At 69.2% G+C, this 22,390-nt stretch carries 19 protein-coding genes; 6 read left to right on the top strand and 13 right to left on the bottom strand.

Annotated features, from left to right (window positions below; translation table 11 throughout):
* Positions 1-282 precede the first annotated feature (282 nt).
* Complete coding sequence (locus DDE10_RS04855) at positions 283-3,447, bottom strand: TonB-dependent receptor (protein WP_114951524.1); 3,165 nt, start codon at positions 3,445-3,447, stop codon at positions 283-285.
* Positions 3,448-3,939: 492 nt separating this feature from the next.
* Between DDE10_RS04855 and DDE10_RS04850 the strand changes: the two genes are divergently transcribed.
* The gene (locus tag DDE10_RS04850; protein ID WP_114951523.1) at positions 3,940-4,140 is read left to right on the top strand and encodes a hypothetical protein; all 201 of its coding nucleotides are present in this window, start codon (positions 3,940-3,942) and stop codon (positions 4,138-4,140) included.
* A gap of 204 nt (positions 4,141-4,344) precedes the next feature.
* Here the strand turns inward: DDE10_RS04850 and DDE10_RS04845 are convergent, their stop codons facing one another.
* From DDE10_RS04845 to DDE10_RS04815, 7 genes are all read right to left on the bottom strand, one after another.
* Entirely contained in the window at positions 4,345-5,595 is a 1,251-nt protein-coding gene (locus DDE10_RS04845; protein WP_284734445.1) for an SGNH/GDSL hydrolase family protein, read from the bottom strand.
* Positions 5,596-5,652: 57 nt separating this feature from the next.
* Complete coding sequence (locus DDE10_RS04840) at positions 5,653-6,504, bottom strand: hypothetical protein (protein WP_114951522.1); 852 nt, start codon at positions 6,502-6,504, stop codon at positions 5,653-5,655.
* Positions 6,505-6,613: 109 nt separating this feature from the next.
* The gene (locus DDE10_RS04835) at positions 6,614-6,976 is read right to left on the bottom strand and encodes an MmcQ/YjbR family DNA-binding protein (RefSeq protein WP_114951521.1); all 363 of its coding nucleotides are present in this window, start codon (positions 6,974-6,976) and stop codon (positions 6,614-6,616) included.
* Between the two features lie 5 nt (positions 6,977-6,981).
* Positions 6,982-8,265 (bottom strand): serine hydrolase domain-containing protein, encoded by a 1,284-nt coding sequence (locus DDE10_RS04830; protein WP_284734463.1) that lies wholly within the window; start codon positions 8,263-8,265, stop codon positions 6,982-6,984.
* A 79-nt stretch (positions 8,266-8,344) separates the two neighbouring features.
* The gene (locus tag DDE10_RS04825) at positions 8,345-9,670 is read right to left on the bottom strand and encodes a replication-associated recombination protein A (protein WP_432653700.1); all 1,326 of its coding nucleotides are present in this window, start codon (positions 9,668-9,670) and stop codon (positions 8,345-8,347) included.
* 47 nt (positions 9,671-9,717) lie between these two features.
* Positions 9,718-11,943 (bottom strand): M28 family peptidase, encoded by a 2,226-nt coding sequence (locus DDE10_RS04820; protein ID WP_114951520.1) that lies wholly within the window; start codon positions 11,941-11,943, stop codon positions 9,718-9,720.
* Positions 11,944-12,035: 92 nt separating this feature from the next.
* Entirely contained in the window at positions 12,036-12,854 is an 819-nt protein-coding gene (locus tag DDE10_RS04815; protein WP_284734444.1) for a DUF2189 domain-containing protein, read from the bottom strand.
* A gap of 214 nt (positions 12,855-13,068) precedes the next feature.
* Between DDE10_RS04815 and DDE10_RS04810 the strand changes: the two genes are divergently transcribed.
* From DDE10_RS04810 to DDE10_RS04800, 3 genes are all read left to right on the top strand, one after another.
* Positions 13,069-14,097 (top strand): aspartate-semialdehyde dehydrogenase, encoded by a 1,029-nt coding sequence (locus DDE10_RS04810; RefSeq protein ID WP_114951519.1) that lies wholly within the window; start codon positions 13,069-13,071, stop codon positions 14,095-14,097.
* A 120-nt stretch (positions 14,098-14,217) separates the two neighbouring features.
* Positions 14,218-14,472, top strand: a complete 255-nt coding sequence (locus DDE10_RS04805) for a FitA-like ribbon-helix-helix domain-containing protein (RefSeq protein WP_284734443.1) — start codon at positions 14,218-14,220, stop codon at positions 14,470-14,472.
* A gap of 31 nt (positions 14,473-14,503) precedes the next feature.
* Positions 14,504-14,866: a type II toxin-antitoxin system VapC family toxin gene (locus DDE10_RS04800; protein ID WP_114951518.1), complete on the top strand. Its 363-nt coding sequence runs from the start codon at positions 14,504-14,506 to the stop codon at positions 14,864-14,866.
* Here the strand turns inward: DDE10_RS04800 and DDE10_RS04795 are convergent.
* Positions 14,861-15,829: an NAD(P)H-dependent flavin oxidoreductase gene (locus DDE10_RS04795; RefSeq protein ID WP_114951517.1), complete on the bottom strand. Its 969-nt coding sequence runs from the start codon at positions 15,827-15,829 to the stop codon at positions 14,861-14,863. The two genes, DDE10_RS04800 and DDE10_RS04795, sit on opposite strands and share 6 nt — an antisense overlap.
* Before the next feature lie 58 nt (positions 15,830-15,887).
* Between DDE10_RS04795 and DDE10_RS04790 the strand changes: the two genes are divergently transcribed.
* Both DDE10_RS04790 and DDE10_RS04785 read left to right on the top strand, forming a co-directional pair.
* Positions 15,888-16,868: a zinc-dependent alcohol dehydrogenase family protein gene (locus DDE10_RS04790; protein ID WP_114951516.1), complete on the top strand. Its 981-nt coding sequence runs from the start codon at positions 15,888-15,890 to the stop codon at positions 16,866-16,868.
* 22 nt (positions 16,869-16,890) lie between these two features.
* Complete coding sequence (locus DDE10_RS04785; protein WP_114951515.1) at positions 16,891-17,829, top strand: aldo/keto reductase family protein; 939 nt, start codon at positions 16,891-16,893, stop codon at positions 17,827-17,829.
* Between the two features lie 106 nt (positions 17,830-17,935).
* On the opposite strand, the gene DDE10_RS04780 is transcribed toward DDE10_RS04785, so the two are convergent.
* The 4 genes from DDE10_RS04780 to DDE10_RS04765 all read right to left on the bottom strand — a co-directional run bounded on the left by DDE10_RS04780 (position 17,936) and on the right by DDE10_RS04765 (position 22,357).
* Complete coding sequence (locus DDE10_RS04780) at positions 17,936-18,814, bottom strand: RDD family protein (protein ID WP_114951514.1); 879 nt, start codon at positions 18,812-18,814, stop codon at positions 17,936-17,938.
* Entirely contained in the window at positions 18,807-19,805 is a 999-nt protein-coding gene (locus tag DDE10_RS04775; RefSeq protein ID WP_114951513.1) for a stage II sporulation protein M, read from the bottom strand. The genes DDE10_RS04780 and DDE10_RS04775 overlap by 8 nt, the downstream gene beginning before the upstream one ends.
* Before the next feature lie 214 nt (positions 19,806-20,019).
* The gene (locus DDE10_RS04770) at positions 20,020-21,339 is read right to left on the bottom strand and encodes a DUF58 domain-containing protein (protein WP_114951512.1); all 1,320 of its coding nucleotides are present in this window, start codon (positions 21,337-21,339) and stop codon (positions 20,020-20,022) included.
* 61 nt (positions 21,340-21,400) lie between these two features.
* The gene (locus DDE10_RS04765) at positions 21,401-22,357 is read right to left on the bottom strand and encodes an AAA family ATPase (protein WP_114951511.1); all 957 of its coding nucleotides are present in this window, start codon (positions 22,355-22,357) and stop codon (positions 21,401-21,403) included.
* Between the last annotated feature and the right edge of the window lie 33 nt (positions 22,358-22,390).

The raw sequence follows: 22,390 nt of genomic DNA, 5'->3' as shown, positions 1-22,390 counted from the left end.
GCGCCCGCCTTTGTGTCTCGGCGAGTGCGAATGCGGCTTTGACGCGGCAAAGGTCAGCCGATGCGTGAACAGGCAGCGCCGGAACCGTCTCTCGGGCGGACCTCGCGGCGCGGAGCGGCCGGGATCGGCGAGCGGGCAAGGAGCGGCCGATGCCCGGGCCGCCACCGGCCCCGGGCAAGCCGGGAGCGCCGCCGGGGATGGTGGCGGCGCTCCCGTCGGGCGCGGCGGGGGCCGCGATCCGGACCGGTTGGTCTGGTCCGCGGGCCGGCCGCTTTGCCTGCCCTAGAAGCTCCCCCTCAGCCCGACCAGGATGGTGCGACCCGGACGATAGGAGGTGAAGGCGGCATTCTCGAACTGGAAGTAGGAACGCTGCTCCGCCTTGAAGATGTTGACCACGTCGAAGGTGAGCGTCGGCATCCGCGGGGTGCCGAAGATCTCGGCGAGGTCGAAGGCGGAGGAGAAATCCCACTGTTCGTAGTCGTTGCTGAACAGTGCCGCGTTCGGGATGCCGTTCTGATTCGTCCCCGTCGATTGCGAGCCTTCGTTCCAGGTGGTGGCGATGCGCGCGCTGATGCCGTGATTCTCGTAATAGAAGCTGGCATTGTAGGAGTAGCGGGCGACGCCGATCGCCACCGCCGGCGCCGCACCTTCGCCGTCCTGGTCGATATAGGTGCCGTTGACCGAGAAGCCGAAGCCGTCGAGGCCCCAGCCGCCGATCAGCGGATCGAGCGACTGGACCCAGGTCGCCTCCAGGCCGCGCACCCGAAGCTCGCCGGAGGCGTTGACCTGCTGCGTGAGGACGACGGTGGCGACGTCCGGGCCGCCGCGAGAGGTGATCGCCGCCTGCTGGGTCGGCGACAGCGTCTCGAAGGTGATGCCGTATTGGGCGAGATCGCGGAAGGGCAGGGTGACGTTGCCGTTGACGGTGAAGCCGGTCACCTTCTTCTGGAAGCCGGCGAGCGCGATGTAGCTCTCGGCGCCCATATACCATTCGACGCCGAGGTCGAGATTGTCGGAGATGAACGGCTCGAGCGCCGGATTGCCGCGCGATCCGATATCGGCCGACGGGTTGCTGAAGTTGACGCCCGGCAACATCGCGTTCGGGTTCGGACGGGTCATCGTCTTCGACGCGGCGAACCTCAGCAGCAGGTTGTCGGTCAGGTTGTAGGCGAAATTGCCCGCCGGGAGCCAGTTCTCGTACCGATTCTCGGTCTCGACGAAATTGAGGACGTTCGGGAAGCGCGCGCCGTCGGGAAGGGTGGCGTTGCGCGGATCGGAGATCGACACGAAGCCGCCGATCGTCTGGTCGGTCTGCACCCAGCGCACGCCGACATTCCAGCGGAAGCGATTGCCCCACAATTCGGTGTCGCCGTTGAACTCGAGATAGGCGGCCAGGATCTGCTCGCGGACGAAGCCGGCGCTCGCCCCGGTATTGGCCGATCCGGCGAGCGGTGCGTTCGCCTGGAACTCGTCATAGTTGGAGTCGGCGCGGAACCGGTCCCAGTCGACGGTGACGAAGCCGCTGGGCCCGGGGCGAAGATAGGAGGCCAGGGCCGATTGCGGGATCAGGGAGCCGAGATAGGTGACGGGCGGGGTACGTCCTGCGGTGAAGCCGGTGCCGTAGCCCGGATAGGTCGGGTAGCCCGGCGGCGCCGCGCCCGGGGCGTTGAGGCCCTGGCAGGGCGGCTGGGTGTTCGGGTTGGGCAGGAAGTCGCTCGGCTGGTTGCCGCAGACGGCATTCTGCCAGGCCTGGCTGTTGTCGAACGCCTCGATCCGCCGCTGGATGTCGTCATAGGCGCTGCCGACACGGATGTTGAACACGTCCTCGCCCCAGAACAGGTTGCCGCGGATGCCGCGGGTGCGGGTCTCGCGGCGCTCGTCCTGGATGTTCACGCGGCCGCCGGCCCAGACGAAATTGTTGGGATCGTTGAGATCGATATTGGTCTGGATGTCGGGAATGTCGCCGTCATTGGTATAGTCGACGGTGACGCCGGAATTGGCCGGCGTGGTGACCAGCACCGTCGGCGACTCGCGATGGAAGTTGCTCTCGGTCCAGTTCGCCTGGACGTCGATGCGGGTGCGGTCGCCGATCTGCCATTCCATTCCGGGATTGACGCCCCAGAGTTCGACGTCCTCGATGAACGGCCGATATTCCAGGAACCATTGGGCGTTGGCGTAGGTCCCGTTGGTGACGACGCAGCCGGTGCTGCAATCCTCGCGGTCGACCTCGACGTTGATCGGGATGATCGCGCCGTTGCGGCCGACCCAGTTCATGTCGATGCGCTCGAGGTCGTTCTCCCGGCGTGCGTAGATCGAGTCGATGTAGAAGTTGAGCGTGTCGCTCGGCCGCCATTCGAGCGCCAGGATCGCGCTGATCCGTTGCTTGCGCCCGAACTCCTCGGCCGGGCGTCCGAGGCGCGGGATGATCGCATTGTCGAGCTGCTCGAGCGTCAGCCCGGGGTTGTTGGCGAGCAGGAAGTCCTGGTTGATGGTCGCGCCCGGCGTCAGTCCGTTGCCGGCATTGCTCGGAACGGTGCCGGGGATGGTCCAGTTGCCGCCGCCGGTCGCGTTGCAGGCTCCGCTGCGGCACTGCGCGTCGAATATGTCCTGCGCATCGGGAACGGCGCCGGCGCCCCGGCGCGAGGTTGCCAGCGACTGCGGAGTCGTCAGATTCGGGTTGGTCCAGCCGATCGTCTCGAAGCCCGGCACCCGCACCTCGGTGCGCACCGCGGACACGCCGACCAGCGCGCCGAAATCGCCCCAGGTGCCGCTGGCGATCAGCGAGCCGCGGCCGCCCCACCGGTCGGTATTGCTGTTGTTGGTGAGCTGCGCCGAATAGTTCAGGCGGAGTCCCGGTCGGTCGAACGGCCGAGCCGAGCGCATGTTGACGGTGCCGGCGGCGCCGCCTTCCACCAGGCTCGCCAAGGCGCTCTTGTTGATGGTGAGCTGGGTGAACAGCTCGCTCGGGAAAAGGTCGAGGTCGACCTCGCGATTGGTGTTCTGGGCGTCGGTGCGCCCCGTGGAGGCGATCGCGACCGGCGCGCCGTTCAGCAGCACCCGGGTGAAGTTGGTGCCGAGTCCGCGGATCGCGATGTTGAGGCCCTCGCCGGTGATTTCGCGGCTGATCGTGATGCCCGGAACGCGGTTGAAGGATTCGGCGAGGTTGGTGTCGGGGAAGTCGCCGATATCCTCGGCGAACACCGATTCGGTGAAGCCGACCGATTCGCGTTTGGCATTGGCGGCGTTGGCGAGGCTGGCGCGAATGCCGGTGACGACGATCTCGCCGTCATCGGAGGCGGCGCTCTGCGGCGCGCCCTGATCCTGCTGGACGGTCTCGTCCTGGGCGGCAGCCGCGGTCCCGGCGGCGGCGAACAGGCCGCCCGCAAGGATGGTGGCGCAGCGCAGGAAAGCCTGGGCGCGCGCGCGTCGATTGTGGCGTTGGTTCATTTCGGATTCCTCCCCTTGCGTCTCGAGGCGCTTTTTTTCGGTCTTCCGGATGGCGATCTGGTCTGTGGTCGGTCGGTGCGGCTCGTGCCTCCAATGGTAGCGCTCACATTTTGTGTGACTCTGTTGCGCTTCCGTGTCAATCCGGCGTGGTCGGACGTCGCGTCATTGCCGTCGGGTGTGGCGGCCGCGCCTCACCCCTAGCCTGCCGTCGCCTCGGCTGGCCCCCCTGTCTACCGAATTGTCAGACAAGAACTTTCCCGCGGCGGCCGAGGCCGCTGCCGCCGTCGTCCGGCGGGTCGCTGCCGCCGATGGAGTCCGGTTCGGCGGCCATGGATGTGAGCGTTACCAAGTTGATGGGAGAGCAGGCACGATCGTGAAGCGCATGGCTGCCCTGGCGGCGGCATTTCGGGACCGGCGCTGCTGCTCGGCGCGATCCAGCCGGCCGGCACTCGGGCGGCCGGCTCGCTGACCACCGATTCCGGCTCCGGCGCGATGGCGCTCATCGACGCCGGCACGCCTGCGGCGATCCTCGTCGACGCCGACCAGGCGCCTGGCGTCGCCCGCGCGGTGGCGGACATGCGAGCCGTCCTCGGCTGGGTCCGAACCAGCCGCCACCGCATCGACCGCCCAGGCGCCGCACGGTCCGGCTCCGGGCGGTCGATCCGGGCCTGGCCTTCCGGCGCGTCGTGCTGAACCGAGAGCCGCCCCCCCACCTATCTCGGCCCTCAGGCAAGTCGGCGGGCGCTTTCGCGCTAGCCCGTATTTCCTCCCAGGCTTTTACCGGGGAGGGGGACCGCACGAAGTGCGGTGGAGTGGCGTCTTCAGCGCAAGAATTCCCCTCCACCATGCTGCGCACGGTCTCCCTCCCCGCGAAATCGCGGGGAGGAAAAAGGGGCCTCACGGCTCTAAAAACAGGTCCAGGTCGACCGCCGCCGCCATCGCCTCGTAACCGGCGATCGACGGGTGAAGCCCGTCACCCGAATCCCAGCGCGCCGCCATTCGCGTCGGATCGGCCGGGTCGCGCAAGGCCGCGTCGAGATCGATGACGGCGTCGAAATGGCCCGGCGTCCGGATCCAGGCGTTCACCGCCTGCCGGTCCGCTTCGTTGGCGGCGTCGGGATGATAATATTCGGAAGGCCCGTAAGGCAGGATGGTCGCGCCGATCGCCTTGATCCCGCGCTCGCGCGCGCGCTGCACCATCTGGGCAAAGCCGCCGATCATGTCGGCGACGAGCTGGCGATGCGCCTCCGGGCTCGCCGGCGCATCGCGGGTGAGGGTGCCGAGATCGTTCACCCCGATCAGCACGATCAGGTAGCGCACGCCGGGCTGGCCGAGCACGTCGCGGTCGAACCGCGCCATCGCATTCGGTCCCAGCCCGTCGCGCATGATCCGGTTGCCGCTGAGTCCTTGATTGAGCACGGCGAGGTGGCGCGTGCGCGGGTCGGCATGGAGCCGCCGCGCCAGGAAATCGGGCCAGCGCGTGTCGGTGTCGGGCTGGACGCCGAAGCCGTCGGTGATCGAATCGCCGAAGAGGACGATCGCCTCCGCCTCCCGCGGCGCGACCACGTCGACCGCGGCAAGCTGGTACCAATGGACCACCTTCTGCGCCTCCGGTAGCGCCTCGGCGGCGGCGTGATCCCCATGGACGACGTAGGACGTCGCCCGTGAACCGGGGTGGCTCGTCTGCCGCGCCGGCGCCTCCGGCAGGTGCATGGAGATGGTGAGGTGGCTCATCGGCGGCGCCGCCAGCGCGACCGGATCGGAGACAAAGTCGGCACCGGCGGGGACGAGGATCTCGGAGCGCCCGCCGAAGGTGACCGCCCGGTCGGTCGCCGGATCGATCCGCGAGGTCGCCGGATCCGCGGAGCGCGCGACATGCACCGATCGCACGCGCAGCGGCTCCGTGCCGAAAAGGTTCGATACCCGCACGCGCAGCCGCTCGCTGCCGATGGTCAGCCGAACGACCTGCCGCAAGGTCGCGTCCTGGAGGTCGGCGGAGGGCAAAGCGTTGCGGTCTTCCGGCACCTGAAGCGTCGTCGTCCAGCTGCGCACCCAATGCTCGCTTGGCGGTGCCTGCGCCGGCGCCGCCACCGGGACGACGGCGAAAGCCAGGACGAGCAGCCGTAGCCGGTCAATGAAGCGCATCATCGTCATCCTCCCCTATGTGAGCGGTAACATAGCGGAGGCCGTCCGGGGGGAAAGCGCCTAGAGAACGCCGAACGTCCATCCTTCGGTTCGCGCGAGGAGAGGGGTCAGTGCCGGGGGAGACCAATAGGGGCGTTCGGGCGCGATCGTCCGCAGCCCGGCGGCCGCGATCAGGACGTCGGTTTCGTGGTCGTTCGGTTCGCGCGTCATCCGCAGGGTCTCGCTTCCCAGCGCCGTCAGCGCTGCATCGAGCTGATCCAGCGTCCTCACCTTGCGCCCACTGAGGCCCGCCAGCCGGATGAACACCCGCGTGTAGATCTCGACCACCGCGCTGGTCGGTTTGGCGGGAATCGCGTCGAAGGGCCATACCGGCACCCGCCCTTCCAGCCGATTCAGCAGCCGCATGCCGGCGAAGCTCGCCTTGGCGACCTGCGCCGCGCCGATCGCGTCATAGAGCGTCGAGGCCTTGCCGCCGCCGGTGGCGTTGAAGGCATGCTCGCAGACGCGATGATGAAGATAGTCACGCTTCACCCCGTCGGCGGCGCCGAAATAGAAATGGCGGCGATGGACCCGCTCGAGGAAGCTGGCCGCCCCGAGATCCTCGTCGTCCGAGCAGGCGTCGACATAGGCCCAGAAGCCCTTGGCTTCCCGGGGAGTCTCGTCTCCGGGCAGATAGTCCCCCCGTTCAGCGATCGGTGGGACGAAGCTGAAGTCGAAGCCGAACAGCGTCGGCGCCGCCTCGGCCTCGTCCAGCAGCCATTCCAGCACCTCGGTGCGGGACCAGGCATGACCGGGCCGCACCAGCACCGGCGCCGTAGCGCCCGCCTCGCACACGGCGATGGCGATGCCCTTGTGCCGCCGGCCCTTGGCGCCCGACCAGTCGATGGCGGCAAAACGTTGGAAATCAGGCAAGAAGCGCCACCTCTCATCGTCACCGCGACGCAAGCCGGGTCCCGCCAACACGGCGGGCGAAATAGGGAGCCGGCGCGCCAACGCCATCCCATGGGTAGCCGGCCCGGCCTTACGGCCTTTGGCCGCCGCGAAGCGCCCTTTGTGCCTTGCTCGCCCGGTCCCACCAGGCGCGCTCGATCAAGGTCTCGATCCGTTCGCGCGACGGGCTGCCGTAGCGGACCAGCACCGCCGGCCAGCCGCGATAATGGGGCGTCTCCCAGAAGCTGTCGGGCTCGGTCTCCATGAGCAGCGCCTTCTCGTCCATCGGCGTCGACACCGCGAAGCTGCCCGGCTCGCGGCCGGGATAGACGAACGCCTTGCCGCGCACCTTCACCGCCGGCCGGCCGTAGGAGGTGGAAAGCTCGGTCTCCGGCAGCGACAGGGCGAAGGCGGTGAGGTCCGCCCAGCTCTCGAACGACGGAGCTTCGGCCATCCTGCTCACTCGAGCGCCGCCACCACCGCGGCGGTGAAGGCGGCGACGTCGAACCGTTCCGCGCTGGTGTCGTAGCCGCGCCGGACGATCACCAGGTCGCGCGACGGCACGATCACCAGATATTGGCCGCGATTGCCGAAGGCGGCGAAGGCATCGGCGGGGACGCCCTCGCTCCGGCTCATCAGCCAGAAGGTCGCGCCATAGCCGAACTCGCCCTCCGGCTGCGGGCCGCTGGGCCGCGTGACATGATTCCGCCAGCCTTCGGGGAGCAGCCGCTCGCTCTGCCAGATCCCGTCGTTGAGGTAGAGCAGGCCCAGGCGCGCGAGGTCGCGCGCGCTGGTCCACACCTGGCTCGAAAGGATGAAATTCCCCTGCCAGTCGGTCTCGGCGATCGTCCGGGTCATGCCGATCCGGCGGAAGAAGGCGATGGGGAAGCCGAGCCGCTCCTCCGTCGGCAGCCGCTCCATCAGGGCCATCGTCGCCAGCAAAGTGTCGTTATTGGCGTAGCGGAACCGCGTTCCCGGCGGGTGGAGCAGGGGCCAGCGCGGCGATCGGTCCGTGACCGCCGTTCCACCCATATAGAGATCGTCGGTGCGGTTGCCGGCGGTATCGCTGGTGAGGCCGCTCGCCATCCGCATCAGCTGGTCGACGCTGATCGCGGCGCGCGGATCGCCCGGGGATCGCCATGCGGCAAGGTCGGCCGGCGCGTCGGTCCGGATCAGCCCGCGCTGGACGGCATGGCCGATCAGCGTCCCCGCCAGCGACTTCGCCACCGACCAGGTTCGCTGGGTGGTATGCAGGTCATGGCCGCGACCATAGCCTTCGGCCGCGATCCGCCCCCGGTGGACGACCAGAACGGCGCTGCTCCGGCCGCCATATTGGTCTTGGGCGATGACGCTCGATGCGAGCAGCTGCAGCCCCGAAGTGCCGGCAGTGGCGCCGATGCGTCCGCGGCCGTCGCCCATGGGCCATGGCCGGCTGTCGAAAGCGGCAATATCGAAGTCCGGTGCAAGTGCAGGCACGTGGGCGCCGGCCTCGGGCGACGCGCCGATCGGCAGCGACGCGCAGCCCAGCCCCGGTCGCCATTGCGCGGTTCGAGGTGGCATCGCCTCGCCGAACGCGACCCGCACCTGGCGCCGCTCCTGGTCGATCTCGGCTGGCAGCGTGGGCACGATCGCCTGGATGCGCTCGTATATGCCGGCGAGTTCGTCCGCCTCGATCTGCGTCTGGGTGCGGCCGCCGTTCCAAAGGCCGGAGCAGAGGAACTGCGCCTTGTATCCGGCCGCCAGCGCCCGGTCGTAGAGCTCGCTTTCCGTCGGCGCCTGGGCCGCCGCCGGCGCCCCGAGCAGCAGCGCCAGCAGCGCCAGCCTAGTCCTTGCGTTCCCGCCTTTGCTCGTCCCACCAGGCGATCCGCTCGGCCACCTTGCGCTCGAAGCCGCGGTCGGTCGGTCGGTAGAAGCTCCGCGGCTCCATCTCCTCCGGCCAGTAATTGTCGCCTGAAAATCCGCCTTCCTGGTCATGGTCGTAGCGATAGTCCCTGCCATAGCCGATCTGCTTCATGAGCTTCGTCGGCGCGTTGAGGATGTTCTTGGGCGGCATCAGCGACCCGGTCTCACGGGCCGACGACCAGGCCGCCTTCTGCGCCTTGTAGGCGGCGTTCGACTTGGGCGCGGTGGCGCAATAGAGGCAGGCCTGCACGATCGCGAGCTCGCCCTCCGGCGAACCGAGGAAGTCGTAGGCATCCTTCGCGGCGAGGCACTGGACGAGCGCGTTGGGGTCGGCGAGGCCGATATCCTCGGAAGCGAAGCGGACGATCCGCCGCAGCACGTAGAGCGGTTCCTCGCCGGCGGTCAGCATGCGCGCGAGATAGTAAAGCGAGGCCTGGGGGTCGGAGCCGCGCATCGCCTTGTGGAGCGCCGAAATGAGGTTGTAATGGCCCTCGCGGTCCTTGTCGTAGACCGCGACCCGCCGGTGCAGCAGGGCGGCCAGTCCGGCCGGATCGAGCGGTGCCGCGAGCTCGACCGAGAACAGGGTCTCCGCCTGATTGAGGAGGAAACGGCCGTCGCCGTCGGCCGTGGCGACGAGCGCCTCGCGCGCCTCCGGCGTCACCGGAAGCGCCCGTTCGACCAGCGCCTCGGCGCGGTCGAGCAGCTGGGACAGCGCCGCGGCGTCGAGCCGATTGAGGATCAGCACCTGCGCCCGCGACAGCAAGGCGGCGTTGAGCTCGAAGGACGGATTCTCCGTGGTCGCGCCGACCAGCACCACCGTGCCGTCCTCGACATAGGGGAGGAAGCCGTCCTGCTGAGCGCGATTGAAGCGGTGGATCTCGTCCACGAACAGCAAGGTCTGCCGGCCGAGCCGCCGGTGCTCGCGCGATTCCGCGAAGACCTTCTTGAGGTCGGCGACTCCCGAGAAGACCGCCGAGATGGCGACGAAGCGCATGCCGACCGCATCGGCGAGCAGCCGGGCGATCGTCGTCTTGCCGGTGCCAGGCGGCCCCCACAGGACCATCGAGGCGAGCTTGCCGGCGGCGACCATCCGCCCAATCGCGCCGTCGGGCCCGGTCAGATGCTCCTGCCCGACCACCTCGTCGAGCCGTCGCGGCCGCAGCCGGTCGGCGAGCGGCGCATCCTCCGCCGGCCCCTCGTCGCGCGGGGGCGGCGGCGGCGCCTGGTCCTGGAACAAGTCGGCCACGGGCGCCGATTAGCGCAAATCGCCGACGTGCGCACCAGTATCTCCCCTCACAACCGCACCCGACGCACGGCGATGCTGGAATCGGGCGCATATTGCGGCCGTGCCAGTCGGGGACGCTGCGCCGCCAGCGCCGCGCCCTGCGGCGGTAGTCCGGTGCGCGTGCCGATCAGGGTAAGCTCCACCGGTGCGGTCCCGGCGAGATCCAGCTCGATCAGGGCGCCGTCACAGCTTCGCCCGATGCAGCGCACGATCCTCTTGTCTTCGCCCGAGCCTCTGCCGAGCGGCCGCAGCCGTCCCGGCACGCCGGCGCCGCGCAGGGGCGCCTCTGCGGGCGCGACCAGGCTCACCGCCTCCGCACCCCGGGTCCGCAGCCGCAGCCGGACCCGGCGGCCTTGCGCCGTCCGAACCTCGCCGACCCGCTCGACCTCCGGCGCGGGCGCGTCGAAGGCCGGCGCCGCCAGCGCCCAGCGCCGGCGCGACGTGTGGGGCAGCTCAATCCTCTCCCAGCGGCCGGCATAAGGCACCGGCGCACCGTCATTGTTGACCGCCCACCAAGCTTGTCCGGAATCCGTGTCGGCGACATGCTCGAGGGTGAAGAGCTGCTGCCGATCCTCGCTATAGGCCGGCGTCAGCGCCACCGCGATCCAGGGCAGGACGAACAAGGCGGCAGCGGCCGCATCGAGCCGGCTCGGCGGCACCCGATTCATGAGCGGCCTGAGCTCGACCAGCGCCGGGAGTAGGATAAGCGCGCCGATCGGCGCGAACATCCAGTGCGGGCCATTGCTCATCAATTCCTCGAACAGCGACAGAGCCGGACCGAAGCTGAGGAAGAGGAGGAGGAGGGCGAGGAGCGCGCCGATCCGCTCGGCGCCCGGCCGCCACCGCTCGATCGACATTCCGAGCCCGGCGATCAGCGGCGGGAACAGGAAGTAGACGGTGCCGCCGGGCGCCACCGAGGCGAGGCCGGCGCCGAGCAGCAGGAAGAACAGCCAGTAAGCGGCGCGGAGCTTCCCGATCTCGGCCTCGCGCGCGATCAGCCGCAGCGCCACCAGGCCCGCCGCCATCGCCGAGCCGTAGACGGCGAGCTCGGTCACCCAGGGATGGCCGCGCATATAGTCGCCGGCGCGGATCAGCCCGAGGATGAGCTGCCCGATCAGAGCGACCGCGCCGGCGCCGGCCATGGCGATGGCGAACGCGCCCAGCGGCCGGCCCAGCGCCCGCCGCCGCCAGCTTTCGAGCAGGAAGAAGATCAGGAGGATGACGAGCATGACCAGCCCGAACGCCGCCGGCATCGTCACCAGCTGCCGTCCGAGCAGGTCGGCATAGAGACGCTCGCCCTGCGCCGCCGGCGCCTCGCGCGTCGCGAAATCGACGGTGAGAGCGACCGCCTGGTCGCCCATATGCTGTAGGCTGCGGCGGTCGAGCGCGGCGAGCTCGTCGCCCGGGCTGTGATAGCGCGTCTCGTTGCCGATGATCGCGAAGTTGAGGATCGTCCAGTCGCGTTCCTCGAACACGGCGACGTCAGTGGAATTGGGGATCAGCCGGTAGAGATCGGTGGTCATCGAATTGGCGAGCGGCCGGTCGGCGGCGCGGGCGAAGCGGGCGATGGCGGCCGCGTTCGGACGGCTGGTCTCGAACATCGTCGCGGGGCCGGTGACGCCGCGCGCCTCGAAGTTGAGCAAGGCCCCGACCCGCGGCGCGAGCGGATCGCGGTCGAGGAAGTCGCGGGCGCCGATCAGTCCCATCTCCTCGCCCTCGTTGAACAGGAAGGTGACCGGGCACGCTATCTCGCGGCCTCTGATCAGCGCCGCGGTCTCGAGCAGGGTGGCGATGCCGATGCCGGCATCGGCCGCGCCCGGGCCGGCGAAGGTGCCGTCATAATGGGCCGACAGCATCAGATGCGGCCGTCCGCGCGCCACGGCGGCGGCCGGCACGATGGTCGCGACGACGTTGCGCACCCGGGCGCAGGCGACCGCGCGGTAGCGGGCGAAGCCGTTGCAGGCGAAGCCGTCCGTCACCCGCGGCTCCAGCCCGGCCGAGCGCATCTCGGCGATCAGCCGGGCCCGCACCGCGTCATTCGCGTCGCTGTCGACCGGGTGCGCGCTCTCGTCGCCCAGCACGCGTGCCAGGCGGTCTGCGGCGCGATGGGCGTCGAAGCCGGCGCCGCTGGGCGCGTGCGGCGGCGAGGGCAGGGCGATCAGCGCGCCCTTGACCGTCATCGCCGCCAGCAGGAGCAGCAAGGCTGCCGACAAGATGAGACCGGCTCGAACCATCCCACTCCCCCTTTTCAGGGGGCATAGCAGAGGCCGCGGCGGCGTTCACGCGGAGGAATCGCGCCCTCCGCGCGGTCGAAAGGAGGCGTGATCTATTCGCCGCAGGTCGCGAGCGCGCTGCGGTCGACCAGCCGGGTGTAGAGGTGCCAGGTGGCGTAGCCGAGCCACGGCAGCACGAAGGCCAAGCCGATGAAGGCCGGGATCGAGCCGAGGACGAGCAGGACGGCGACGATGATTCCCCAGCGGAACATGACCGCCTTGTTGGCCATCACCGCCCGCCACGACGTCGACAAAGCGGTGCGCGCGTCGACATCGCAATCGACCAGCATCGGCAGCGACACGACGCTCACCGTCAGCACGAGCGCGGCGAAGCCCAGCCCGACCAGATTGCCGACGAGGATCAGGCCCCAGCCCTCGCGGGTGGTGAAGACGGCGCGCAGGAAGTCGCCCATCGTCTCGGGCATCGCGCCGATGAAGGCGGCATAGAGGATCCAGGCGGCCGCCACCCAGGCGAAGAAGAGCACGAACAGGATGCCGGTGACGGCGACGATCGCCTCCCAGGACGGACGACGGGTGACGTCGAAGAAATGGCGCCAGCGCGAGTCCAGCCCGGCTTCGCGCCGCCGCGCCAGTTCGTAGAAGCCGAGCGCGGCGACCGGCCCGAGGAAGCCGATGCCGGCGGAGATCGGGAAGAAGAGCGGGATCAGCGCCCCGCCGAGGGAGACGACGGCCGCGGCGAAGCCGATGATCGGATAGATGAGCCCGATGAAGAGCAGGTCGCCGCGCTTGTCGAGGAAGTCGCCATAGCCCTCGCGCAGCACGGCGCCGAGGTCTGAAGAGTCGATCGTTCGCACCGGCACGGGATCGGCCGGCATCGCCATGTCGGTCGGGATCGTCTGAGTCGCAGCCATCAGGCCTCTCCTTGATCGAGGCCGGCGCCCAGGCGCCCCCCAGGCGCCGCCGACTCGCTTATAGCAGATGTGGCGAAGGAAGCGCGAGGCGGCAGAATAAACCCGGAAATCGGGGCCTGGCCGACGGCTTTTGTGCCGCGGCCGCGGCCTGTGCCTTGGTTTCCGGACCTCGGCCCATTAGATCGCTGCCTCATTCTCTTTCGAAAGGCGGATCATGGGCTATCGGGTGGTCGTCGTCGGCGCGACCGGCAATGTCGGGCGCGAGATGCTGAACATTCTCGCCGAGCGGGAATTCCCCGTCGACGAGGTGGCGGCGGTGGCGTCGCCCCGCTCGACCGGCGACGTCATCGAGTTCGGCGAGACCGACCGCAAGCTCACCGTCAAGAATATCGAGCATTTCGATTTCGCCGGCTGGGACATGGCCCTGTTCGCCGCGGGCTCCGGACCGACAAAGATCCATGCGCCGCGGGCGGCCGCCGCGGGCTGCACGGTGATCGACAACAGCTCGCTCTACCGGATGGACCCGGACGTGCCGCTCATCGTGCCCGAGGTGAATCCGGATGCGATCGATCTCTACCGGCGCAAGAACATCATCGCCAACCCGAACTGCTCGACCGCGCAGATGGTCGTCGCGCTGAAGCCGCTCCATGATTTCGCCCGGATCCGGCGGGTGGTCGTGTCGACCTACCAGTCGGTCTCCGGGGCCGGCAAGGCGGGCATGGACGAATTGTTCGAGCAGAGCCGCAACATCTTCGTCGGCGATTCCAACCAGCCGGTGAAGTTCACCAAGCAGATCGCGTTCAACGTCATTCCGCACATCGATTCCTTCCTCGACGACGGCTCGACCAAGGAGGAATGGAAGATGGTCGTCGAGACCAAGAAGATCCTCGATCCGAAGATCAAGGTGACCGCGACCTGCGTGCGCGTGCCGGTCTTCGTCGGCCACTCGGAATCGATCAATATCGAGTTCGAGGAGGAGATTTCGGCGAAGAAGGCGCAGTCGATCCTGCGCGAGGCGCCCGGGATCATGCTCGTCGACAAGCGCGAGGACGGCGGATACGTCACGCCGGTCGAGTGCGTCGGCGAATATGCCACCTATGTCAGCCGCGTCCGCGAGGACCCGACCATCGAGAACGGCCTCAACCTGTGGTGCGTCTCCGATAATCTCCGCAAGGGCGCGGCCTTGAACGCGATCCAGATCGCCGAATTGCTCGGAAGGCGGCACCTCAAGAAGGCGGCTTAGCCGGTTTCTTCCCATCCCAAGGCTGGCGGGCTGCTCGTCCTGGCATCGGCGCGTCATGGCGCCCTCGTCGATATCGCTCGATGCGTCGACCGGGTGATAGCGAAATGATAGCTTCTACTCATGGCACAGGCGCTGATCCGCAATATCGACGAGGAACTTCTCGACGCGTATCGCGAGTCGGCACGCCTGAACGGCCGCTCGCTCGAGGCGGAGTTGCGCGACGCGCTACGCCGGGCGAAGCCGATGACGCCGCGCCGCCGCGACGAGCTTGTCGAGCTGTCGCGGCGATTGCGGGCCATGACTCCCAAGGACGTGGCGCAGACGCCCAGCGAGCAGCTCATTCGCGAGGATCGGGAAGGATATCGCGGGCCTTGACGCTGGTCGTCGACAGCAGCGTCGCCCTCAAATGGTATGTGCAGGAACCGAGAGCGATCGCGCCGGGGCCCTGATCGGCGGCGAGCTCCATGCGCCGGACCTGATCCTCGCCGAGATCGCCAATGCGCTCTGGAAGAAGGTTCGGAGAGGAGAGATCGAGACCGCCCAGTCCGAGCCGGTCCTCTCGCTCCTCAGGACGACCCTTCTTCTCCAGCCATCCGCTCCGCTGGCCGAGCCTGCGCTCGAGGTGGCCTTGGAACTTGGCCATCCGGTCTGTGACTGCTTCTTCCTGGTGCTCGCCCGAGAGCTGGACGTCCAGCTCGTGACCGCCGACGCGAGGCTCATCGGCCGCTGCCGCGGCACCGGCCTTGCGCGCCTCGTCCGCCCCTTATAGCCCCGCTTTCGCCCTCAGCTCTTCCTTCGCCTTTTCATATTCCGCCGCCAGGCGCGCGACATAGTCGCCCGCCGCCAGCACCTCTGTCACTGCGCCGATGCCCTGGCCGGAGCCCCATATGTCCTTCCACGCCTTCGTCTTGGAGGTGCCGGTGGCGAAGTCCATCGTGCTGATATCGCCCTCGGGCAGCGCGTCGGGATCGAGGCCGGCAGCGCGGATCGACGCCTTGAGATAATTGCCGTGGACGCCGGTGAAGAGGCTCGAATAGACGATGTCGTCGGCATGGCCCTCGACGATCGCCTGCTTGTAGGCGTCGGCGGCATGGGCCTCGGCGGTGGCGATGAACGGCGAGCCGATATAGGCGAGATCGGCGCCCATCGCCTGCGCGGCCAGGATCGCGTGGCCGTTGGCGATCGCGCCCGAAAGGATGAGCGGCCCGTCGAACCAGGCGCGTATCTCCTGCACGAGGGCGAAGGGCGACAGCCGCCCGGCATGGCCGCCGGCACCGGCCGCCACCGCGATGATGCCGTTCGCGCCCTTGTCGATCGCCTTGTGGGCGAAGCGGTCGTTGATGATGTCGTGCAGCGTGATCCCGCCCCAGCCCTGCACCGCCTGGTTGAGCTCGGGGATCGCGCCCAGCGAGGTGATGACGATCGGCACCTTCCACTTCGCGCAGGTCGCCAGATCCTCCTGCAGCCGCGCGTTGGAGCGATGGACGATCTGGTTGACCGCGTACGGCGCCGCCGGCGCCTCGGGATGGTCGCGATCCCAGGCGGCGAGCTCCTCGGTGATCCGGTGCAGCCATTCGTCGAGCATCGACTGCGGCCGCGCGTTCAGCGCCGGGAAGGAGCCGACGATCCCCGCCTTGCACTGGGCGATGACGAGGTCGGGGTTGGAGACGATGAACAGCGGCGAGCCGATGACGGGCAGCCGCAGGCGGTCGAACAAGGCGGGGAGGGTCATGCCGAAGGCGTAACGGAGCCGTTGCGAATTGCAACTGGGCGCTCATAAGGAAAGGATGATGCGCGCCATGCAGCTCGATCGGCCCGGCGAACCGCTCCGACCCGTCGAGCGGCCGATTCCGCAACCCGGTCCCGGCGCGCTTCTGATTGAGGTCGCCGCCTGCGGCATCTGCCGCACCGACCTCCATGTCGCCGACGGCGACCTGAAAGGGCCGCTCCCGATCGTTCCCGGCCACGAGATCGTCGGCCGTGTCGCCGCGATCGGCGAGGGCGCCGCCGGCGTCGCGATCGGCGACCGGGTCGGCGTCCCCTGGCTCGGCCGCACCTGCGGCCATTGCCCCTATTGCCGCTCCGGCCGCGAGAATCTGTGCGACGATCCGCTCTTCACCGGCTTCACCCGCGACGGCGGCTTTGCCAGCCACTGCGTCGCCGATGCCCGCTTCTGCTTTCCCATCCCCGATGGCTATGGCGACGTCGCGGCGGCGCCTCTGCTCTGCGCCGGCCTGATCGGCTACCGTTCCCTCAAGCTGGCCGGGGAGGCCGAGACCCTCGGCGTCTACGGCTTCGGCGCGGCGGCGCATATCCTCGCCCAGGTCGCGGTCGCCCAGGGCCGCCGCGCCCACGCCTTCACCCGGCCGGGCGACGACAAGGCGCAGGCCTTCGCCCGGCGGCTGGGCTGCGCGTCGGCCGCCGATTCAGGCACGGCCCCGCCGGAGCCGCTCGACGCCGCGATCATCTTCGCGCCCGCCGGCGCCCTCGTGCCCGAAGCGCTCCGCCACGTCCGCAAGGGCGGCCGCGTCGTCTGCGGCGGCATCCATATGAGCGACATCCCGGCCTTTCCTTATGCCGATCTGTGGGGCGAGCGCGCGATCCTCTCCGTCGCCAATCTCACCCGGTCGGACGGGCGCGAGTTCCTCGAATTGGCCGCGCGCCTCGGCGTGGCGACCAAGACGACGGCCTTTCCGCTGGAGCGCGCCAACGAGGCGCTCGATCTTCTGCGTGCCGGCCGGATCGAAGGCGCGGCCGTGCTCGTTCCATGACATTCCGAAGGAAAGGCAAGGCATGAAATACCGGCAGCTCGGCGCCAGCGACCTCATGGTCTCCGAAATCTCCCTGGGCTCGTGGCTCACCTACGGCGTCGGCGTCGAGGCCGAGCAGGCGCGCGCTTGCCTCGACCGCGCCTTCGAGGTCGGCATCAACTTCATCGACACCGCCAACGTCTACGGCCGCGGCGCCGCCGAGACCTTCCTCGGCGAGGCGCTGGCGGGCCGCCCCCGCACGTCCTACGTCCTCGCCACCAAGCTCTTCTTCCCGATGAGCGACGCCGATCGCGGCCTCTCCCGCGCCCAGGTCGAAAAGCAGCTCGACGCGTCGCTGCGCCGCCTGCGCACCGACCATGTCGATCTCTACCAATGCCACCGCTTCGATTTCGACACGCCGCTCGAGGAGACGATGGAGGCGCTCACCCGCGCCGTCGACAGCGGCAAGGTCCGCTATATCGGCTTCTCCGAATGGCCGACCGACCGCATCCGCGCCGCGATCGACATGGCGGGGGTCGCCCGCTTCGTCTCCAGCCAGCCGCAATATTCGCTGCTCTGGCGCGATCCCGAGGCCGAGGTCATTCCGCTCTGCGCCGCCAACGGCATCTCGCAGATCGTCTGGTCGCCGCTCGCCCAGGGCGTGCTCACCGGCAAATATCTCCCCGGCAGCCCGCCGCCTTCGGGCAGCCGCGCGACCAGCGAGGAGATGGGCGGCTGGATGGACCGGCTCCTCGCCGACGAGATATTGGAGCGGGTCCAGCGGCTGAAGCCGCTCGCCGCCGAGGCCGGCCTCAGCCTCGCCCAGTTCGCTTTGGCCTGGGTGCTGCGCGAGCCGAATGTCGCCAGCGCCATCGTCGGCGCATCCCGTCCCGCCCAGGTCGACGAGAATGCCGCCGCCTCGGGCACGAGCGTGGACCCGGCCCTGTTCGAAGAGGCCGAGCGGATCGTCGCGGGGCCTTAGCCGTCATCCCGGCGACGGCCGGGATCTCACTTCCTCTTCGCTGGCTCCGACAAGGCATTGAGATCCCAGCTTTCGCTGGGATGACGTTGAACGGATGCGAGCGTTCTCAGCTCCCCCTATCGAACTTGTCCTCGCGCCTCTTGCCGAACAGCAGGCCGCGCTCCATCCGCGCGCGCGCCGCATCGTAATAAGCGACGAGGAAGTCGCGGTCCCACCCTTCGTCGGCGGCGCCGATCTTGTGGCGGATGGTCGCCGCCACCGAGGCGATCGAATCGGCCTGGTCGTCGCGCAGCACCTGCTCGAGCGTCTGCAGCTCGTAGATCCCGTAGACGTCGAGCTGGGCCTCGGTGAAGCGATAATGCTCGGCGCGGCTCTCGCCGGTGAGCGTGTCGACGCTCAGCTTGCGCTTGGGCGCCTTCACCACCCAGGTGCCGGCGAGCAGGTCGCCGATGCGCAGCCGGTCCTTGTTGAACAGGGGGAAGAGCAGGAAGATCAACGTCCAGACCAGCCCCGCCAGCGCGGTGAAGCCGCCGCTTATCCCGGCCGAGAGGTTGTAGAGGAGGAAGGAGAGCGGCAGGTAGAATTCGATCTCGCGCATCAGGTTGCGCGCGATCACCCGGTCGGCGGTGAGCCGCTCGCCGCTGCGCGCGATCACCCGGATGCCGACCGCCCTCTTGCCCCAGGTCGCGGCGCGCGGCCCGATCTCCATCAGGGTGAAATAGAAGTTCCTGAGCAGGAAGAAGCCGAGCAGCCAGATGATCGCGCCGACATTCGCGCCTTCGGCGCCGAACGCGCCGACGATGGCGAGCGCGCTCAAGCTAAGCGCGATCAGCGCCGCGAACATGATGACGAGGTCGAGCAGGAAGGCGCCCACCCGCTGGCCGCCGTCGGCCAGGCTGAGCTGCAGATCGACCCCCTCCGGCGTCACCAGTGTGCGCCGGCGCCCGATCAGATGGCGTCGGTTGACGGCGGCGTAGTCAGCCATTGGGAATCCGCCGCGGCCGGTAGAAATAGGCGGACCATCCGGCGAGCATCGTCAGGCCGATCGCGTAGCGGGCGAGGTCGCTGGTGATGAGCTGCCGGCCGAACCCTTCGAGCAGCCCGGCGCAGAGCAGCATGATCACCACCCCGCCCATGACGATGGCGGCGCCGCGGCCGGCGCGCGCCGCCGCGTCGATGCGCGATTCCTCGCCCGGGAAGATGACGCTCCAGCCGATGCGGATCCCCGCCGCGCCGGACAGGATGATCGCGAAGAATTCGGTGGTGCCATGGATGATGAGCCACCCGCCCATCTCCAGGCCGAGGCCGTGATGGCTGAACAGCGCCATGAAGGCGCCGAGCGTGTTGCCGTTATAGACGAGCAGCATCGCGGTCGGCACGCCGAAGGCGAAGCCCAAGGCGAAGCACAGGATCGACACCTGGCTGTTGTGGGTGAACAGGAAGGCGGCGAAGAGGTCGAGGCCGCTCTCGCTGCCGCCATCGTAGAGGGTGGATCGCAATTGCTCGGCGGAGGCGCGGAAGTCGCGGCCCTGCGCCATGTCGCCGGGCATCAGGCTGTCATACCAGCTCGGATCCGCGGTCACGAGTCCGTAGCCCGCCAGTATCCCGACCAGGGTGAGCAGAAAGGCGGCGAGCGTCTCCTTCCACAGGCCGCGCACCGCGTCCGGCCAGTCGCGCGCGAAGAAGGCGCGCAGCCGCTGGCCGGCACCGGTTCGCACGCCGTAGACGAAGAAATAGGCGCGGGCGCACAATTCCTCGAGATAGGAGACGAGCTCGAGGTCGAGCGACGTCTCGCGCGCCACCGACAGGGAGGAAAGGGCGCCGCGATAGAGGACCGGCAGCGCCAGCAGATCCTCGTCGGACAGCGCCTTGACCGATCTGCCCTCGGCGGTGGCGACGATATGCTCGAGCCGCCGCCACTCCGCCTCGCGCTCGGCCCGGAACCGGCGGGAATCGGCGGGGAGGGTGGGGGTCATGCTCTCCCTCCCCTCGGGCCCGATCCGGCCGCACCTGATCCTCCCCTGCAAGGGGAGGGGGACCGCCCGCAGGGCGGTGGAGGGGTGTCAGCGCCGGTGCCCGGCACGGCGAACGAAGGAGGGGCGGAGACGCTGACACCCCTCCACCGCGCGACGCGCGGTTCCCCTCCCCTCGAAGGGGAGGATCTTGGCGCCGAGATCGGCACGAGCGACTTCACAGCGTCCCTCTCCGCTTGAGCTCGAGATAGGCGTTGACCAGGGCAGGGCCGGCCTGGTCGGCGGCGGCCTCGATCACATGCACCCCCATGTGCCGCAGGCGGGTCAGCACCAGCCGGCGCTCGCGAAGCAGGCTTGCCGCCATCACCGCCCGGCTGACATCCTCGGGCTCGGCCGGCTCGGCGGCGGTCAGCGCTTCCAGCTCCTCGTCGCGCAGCACGACGAACAGGACGAGGTGGCGCTTGAGCAGCGCCCCGGTCGCGCCGAGCATCAGCTCGGCGCTGATCGTGTCGGCGAATTCGGTGAAGAATATGATGAGCGACCGGCGGCTCAGAGATTCCGCCAGCGTCGCCATGGCGAGGGTGTAGTTGGTCTCGTGGGCCGAATAGTCGATCCCCGCCGCCACCCGTTGCAGCATCGGGAAGGCGCGTGGGCCGGAGATCGGGCGGCTCGACGCGCGCGGCCGCGAATCGAAGGCGAACAGGCCGACCCGGTCGCCGTCGCGAAGTGCGACGAAGGCGGTGAGCAGGGCGGCGGAGACGGCGCGGTCGACGCGTGGAAGTCCGTCGACCAGCGGCTCGCACATCGCCCGGCCGCAATCCACCGCCATGACGACATGGTTGTTGCGCTCGGTGCGGAATTCCTTGGCGATCAGCATCGTGTGCCGCGCCGAGGTCTTCCAGTCGATCGAGCGCCGGTCCATCCCCGGCCTGTAGTCGGCGAGCGCCTCGAACTCCGCGCCCTCGCCGATCTGGAGCTGGGCGATCTGGCCGTGCATCGCGTCGCGATTGACCATTTGCGCGCCTTTCTCGCGGACCGGCCGGATGTCGGGCGTGATCAGCACCGCCTGGTCCAGCCTTATCTGGCGCTGCTTCCAGGCGAGGCCGAGCGGGCCCTTGCAGCGCAGCCACAAGGCCTCGATCCCGGCCGTGCCGCGGCGCTCCGCCTTGAGCGCGACCGCGGCGGCGGCGATCGCCGGCTGCCGCCATTCGGCGCGGGCGCGATAGCCGAGCGGCGCCGCGACCGGCCCCGACACGCCGATCGCGACCTCGAGCGCCCGCGGCGCCGCGCCGTCGAAGCGCACCTCGGCGACCAGGGCGAAGGTCTCGCCGACCCCGACCGACTTCGGCCCGTCGATCCCCGCCGAGGCGCGCCGCAGGCTCGCCCCGGCGAACGCATCCACCACGCTTAGGGCGACGAGCAGCACCAGCAAGGCCAGCCCCGCCGTCCAGAAAGCGGGCACCATCACGCCGATCAGCAGCGCCACCGGCGCCACCGCCGCGGCGAGCAGGATCGCCAGGCGCGTCGGATAGATCACTTTATTCCCCTCCCTGCACGCAAGGAGGGGAGATGCGGCGAGCATGACTCCCCTGACATCCTCACCGCGGCGCCCCGACCTCTTCGATGAGCCGCCCGATCACCGCCTCGACCGGCCGTCCCTCGATCTCCGCCGCCGCCGACAGCAGCACCCGGTGCCTGAGCACCGCCGGCGCCAGTGCCTTGACGTCGTCGGGGATGACATAGTCGCGCCCGTCGAGCGCCGCGCGTGCCCGCGCCGCGCCGGCGAGCATCGCCGCGGCGCGTGGGGAGGCGCCCGCCTCCAGGTCCGGCGCCTCGCGGGTCGCCCGCACCAGCCGGACGACATAGTCGGTGACCTCGTCGACCATCGGCACCGCCGCCGTCGCCGTCACCGCCTCGTCGAGCTGTCCCGGCTCGACCTGGCGGGTGATCCCCCATTCCTCAGCCCGCGGCGCGCCGAAGCGGGCGCCGTGGACGGCGACGATCCGCATCTCCTCCTCGGCCGAGGGGTAGCCCATGCGGTGCTTGAACAGGAACCGGTCGAGCTGCGCCTCGGGGAGGGGATAGACGCCCTGCTGCTCGATCGGATTCTGGGTCGCGATCACCATGAATCGCGGCGGCAGCCTGTGGGTCTCGCCGTCGATGGTGACGCTGCGCTCCTGCATCGCCTCGAGCAGCGCCGCCTGGGTCTTGGGCGGCGTGCGGTTGATCTCGTCGGCGAGCAGCAGTTCGCAGAAGATCGGCCCGCGCGTCAGCGTGAACTGGCTGGTCTGGAAGTTGAACAGGTTGGAACCCAATATGTCGCCAGGCATCAGGTCCGGCGTGAACTGGATCCGCCCGAAATCGAGGCCCAGCGTGCGCGCGAAGCATTGGGCGAGGAAGGTCTTCGCCGTCCCCGGCGGCCCCTCGAGCAGGATGTGGCCGGAGCTGAACAGGGCGATGAGCATCAGCTCGACCGCCTCGTCCTGCCCGACGATCGCCCGCCGCACCTCGTGGCGGATCGCCTCCGCCAGCCTTTTCACTTCCGATACGTTCACGTCGTCATCCCCCGTTCAAATGCTCGGGACTGG

This window comes from Sphingosinicella terrae, from assembly GCF_003347635.1.
Classification (GTDB): Bacteria; Pseudomonadota; Alphaproteobacteria; order Sphingomonadales; family Sphingomonadaceae; genus Allosphingosinicella; species Allosphingosinicella terrae.
Note: the sequence above shows the minus strand (reverse complement) of the source record. Positions and strands in the feature narration are given on the sequence as shown.

Excerpts from the sequence above, each read along its gene's own strand:
- DDE10_RS04810 (WP_114951519.1), top strand. The coding sequence starts at position 13,069 with ATGGGCTATCGGGTGGTCGTCGTCGGCGCGACCGGCAATGTCGGGCGC.
- DDE10_RS04815 (WP_284734444.1), bottom strand. The coding sequence starts at position 12,854 with ATGGCTGCGACTCAGACGATCCCGACCGACATGGCGATGCCGGCCGAT.
- DDE10_RS04845 (WP_284734445.1), bottom strand. The coding sequence starts at position 5,595 with ATGATGCGCTTCATTGACCGGCTACGGCTGCTCGTCCTGGCTTTCGCC.
- DDE10_RS04775 (WP_114951513.1), bottom strand. The coding sequence starts at position 19,805 with ATGACCCCCACCCTCCCCGCCGATTCCCGCCGGTTCCGGGCCGAGCGC.
- DDE10_RS04805 (WP_284734443.1), top strand. The coding sequence starts at position 14,218 with ATGGCACAGGCGCTGATCCGCAATATCGACGAGGAACTTCTCGACGCG.
- DDE10_RS04820 (WP_114951520.1), bottom strand. The coding sequence starts at position 11,943 with ATGGTTCGAGCCGGTCTCATCTTGTCGGCAGCCTTGCTGCTCCTGCTG.
- DDE10_RS04850 (WP_114951523.1), top strand. The coding sequence starts at position 3,940 with ATGGCGCTCATCGACGCCGGCACGCCTGCGGCGATCCTCGTCGACGCC.
- DDE10_RS04790 (WP_114951516.1), top strand. The coding sequence starts at position 15,888 with ATGCGCGCCATGCAGCTCGATCGGCCCGGCGAACCGCTCCGACCCGTC.
- DDE10_RS04835 (WP_114951521.1), bottom strand. The coding sequence starts at position 6,976 with ATGGCCGAAGCTCCGTCGTTCGAGAGCTGGGCGGACCTCACCGCCTTC.
- DDE10_RS04785 (WP_114951515.1), top strand. The coding sequence starts at position 16,891 with ATGAAATACCGGCAGCTCGGCGCCAGCGACCTCATGGTCTCCGAAATC.
- DDE10_RS04795 (WP_114951517.1), bottom strand. The coding sequence starts at position 15,829 with ATGACCCTCCCCGCCTTGTTCGACCGCCTGCGGCTGCCCGTCATCGGC.
- DDE10_RS04780 (WP_114951514.1), bottom strand. The coding sequence starts at position 18,814 with ATGGCTGACTACGCCGCCGTCAACCGACGCCATCTGATCGGGCGCCGG.
- DDE10_RS04855 (WP_114951524.1), bottom strand. The coding sequence starts at position 3,447 with ATGAACCAACGCCACAATCGACGCGCGCGCGCCCAGGCTTTCCTGCGC.
- DDE10_RS04800 (WP_114951518.1), top strand. The coding sequence starts at position 14,504 with ATGGTATGTGCAGGAACCGAGAGCGATCGCGCCGGGGCCCTGATCGGC.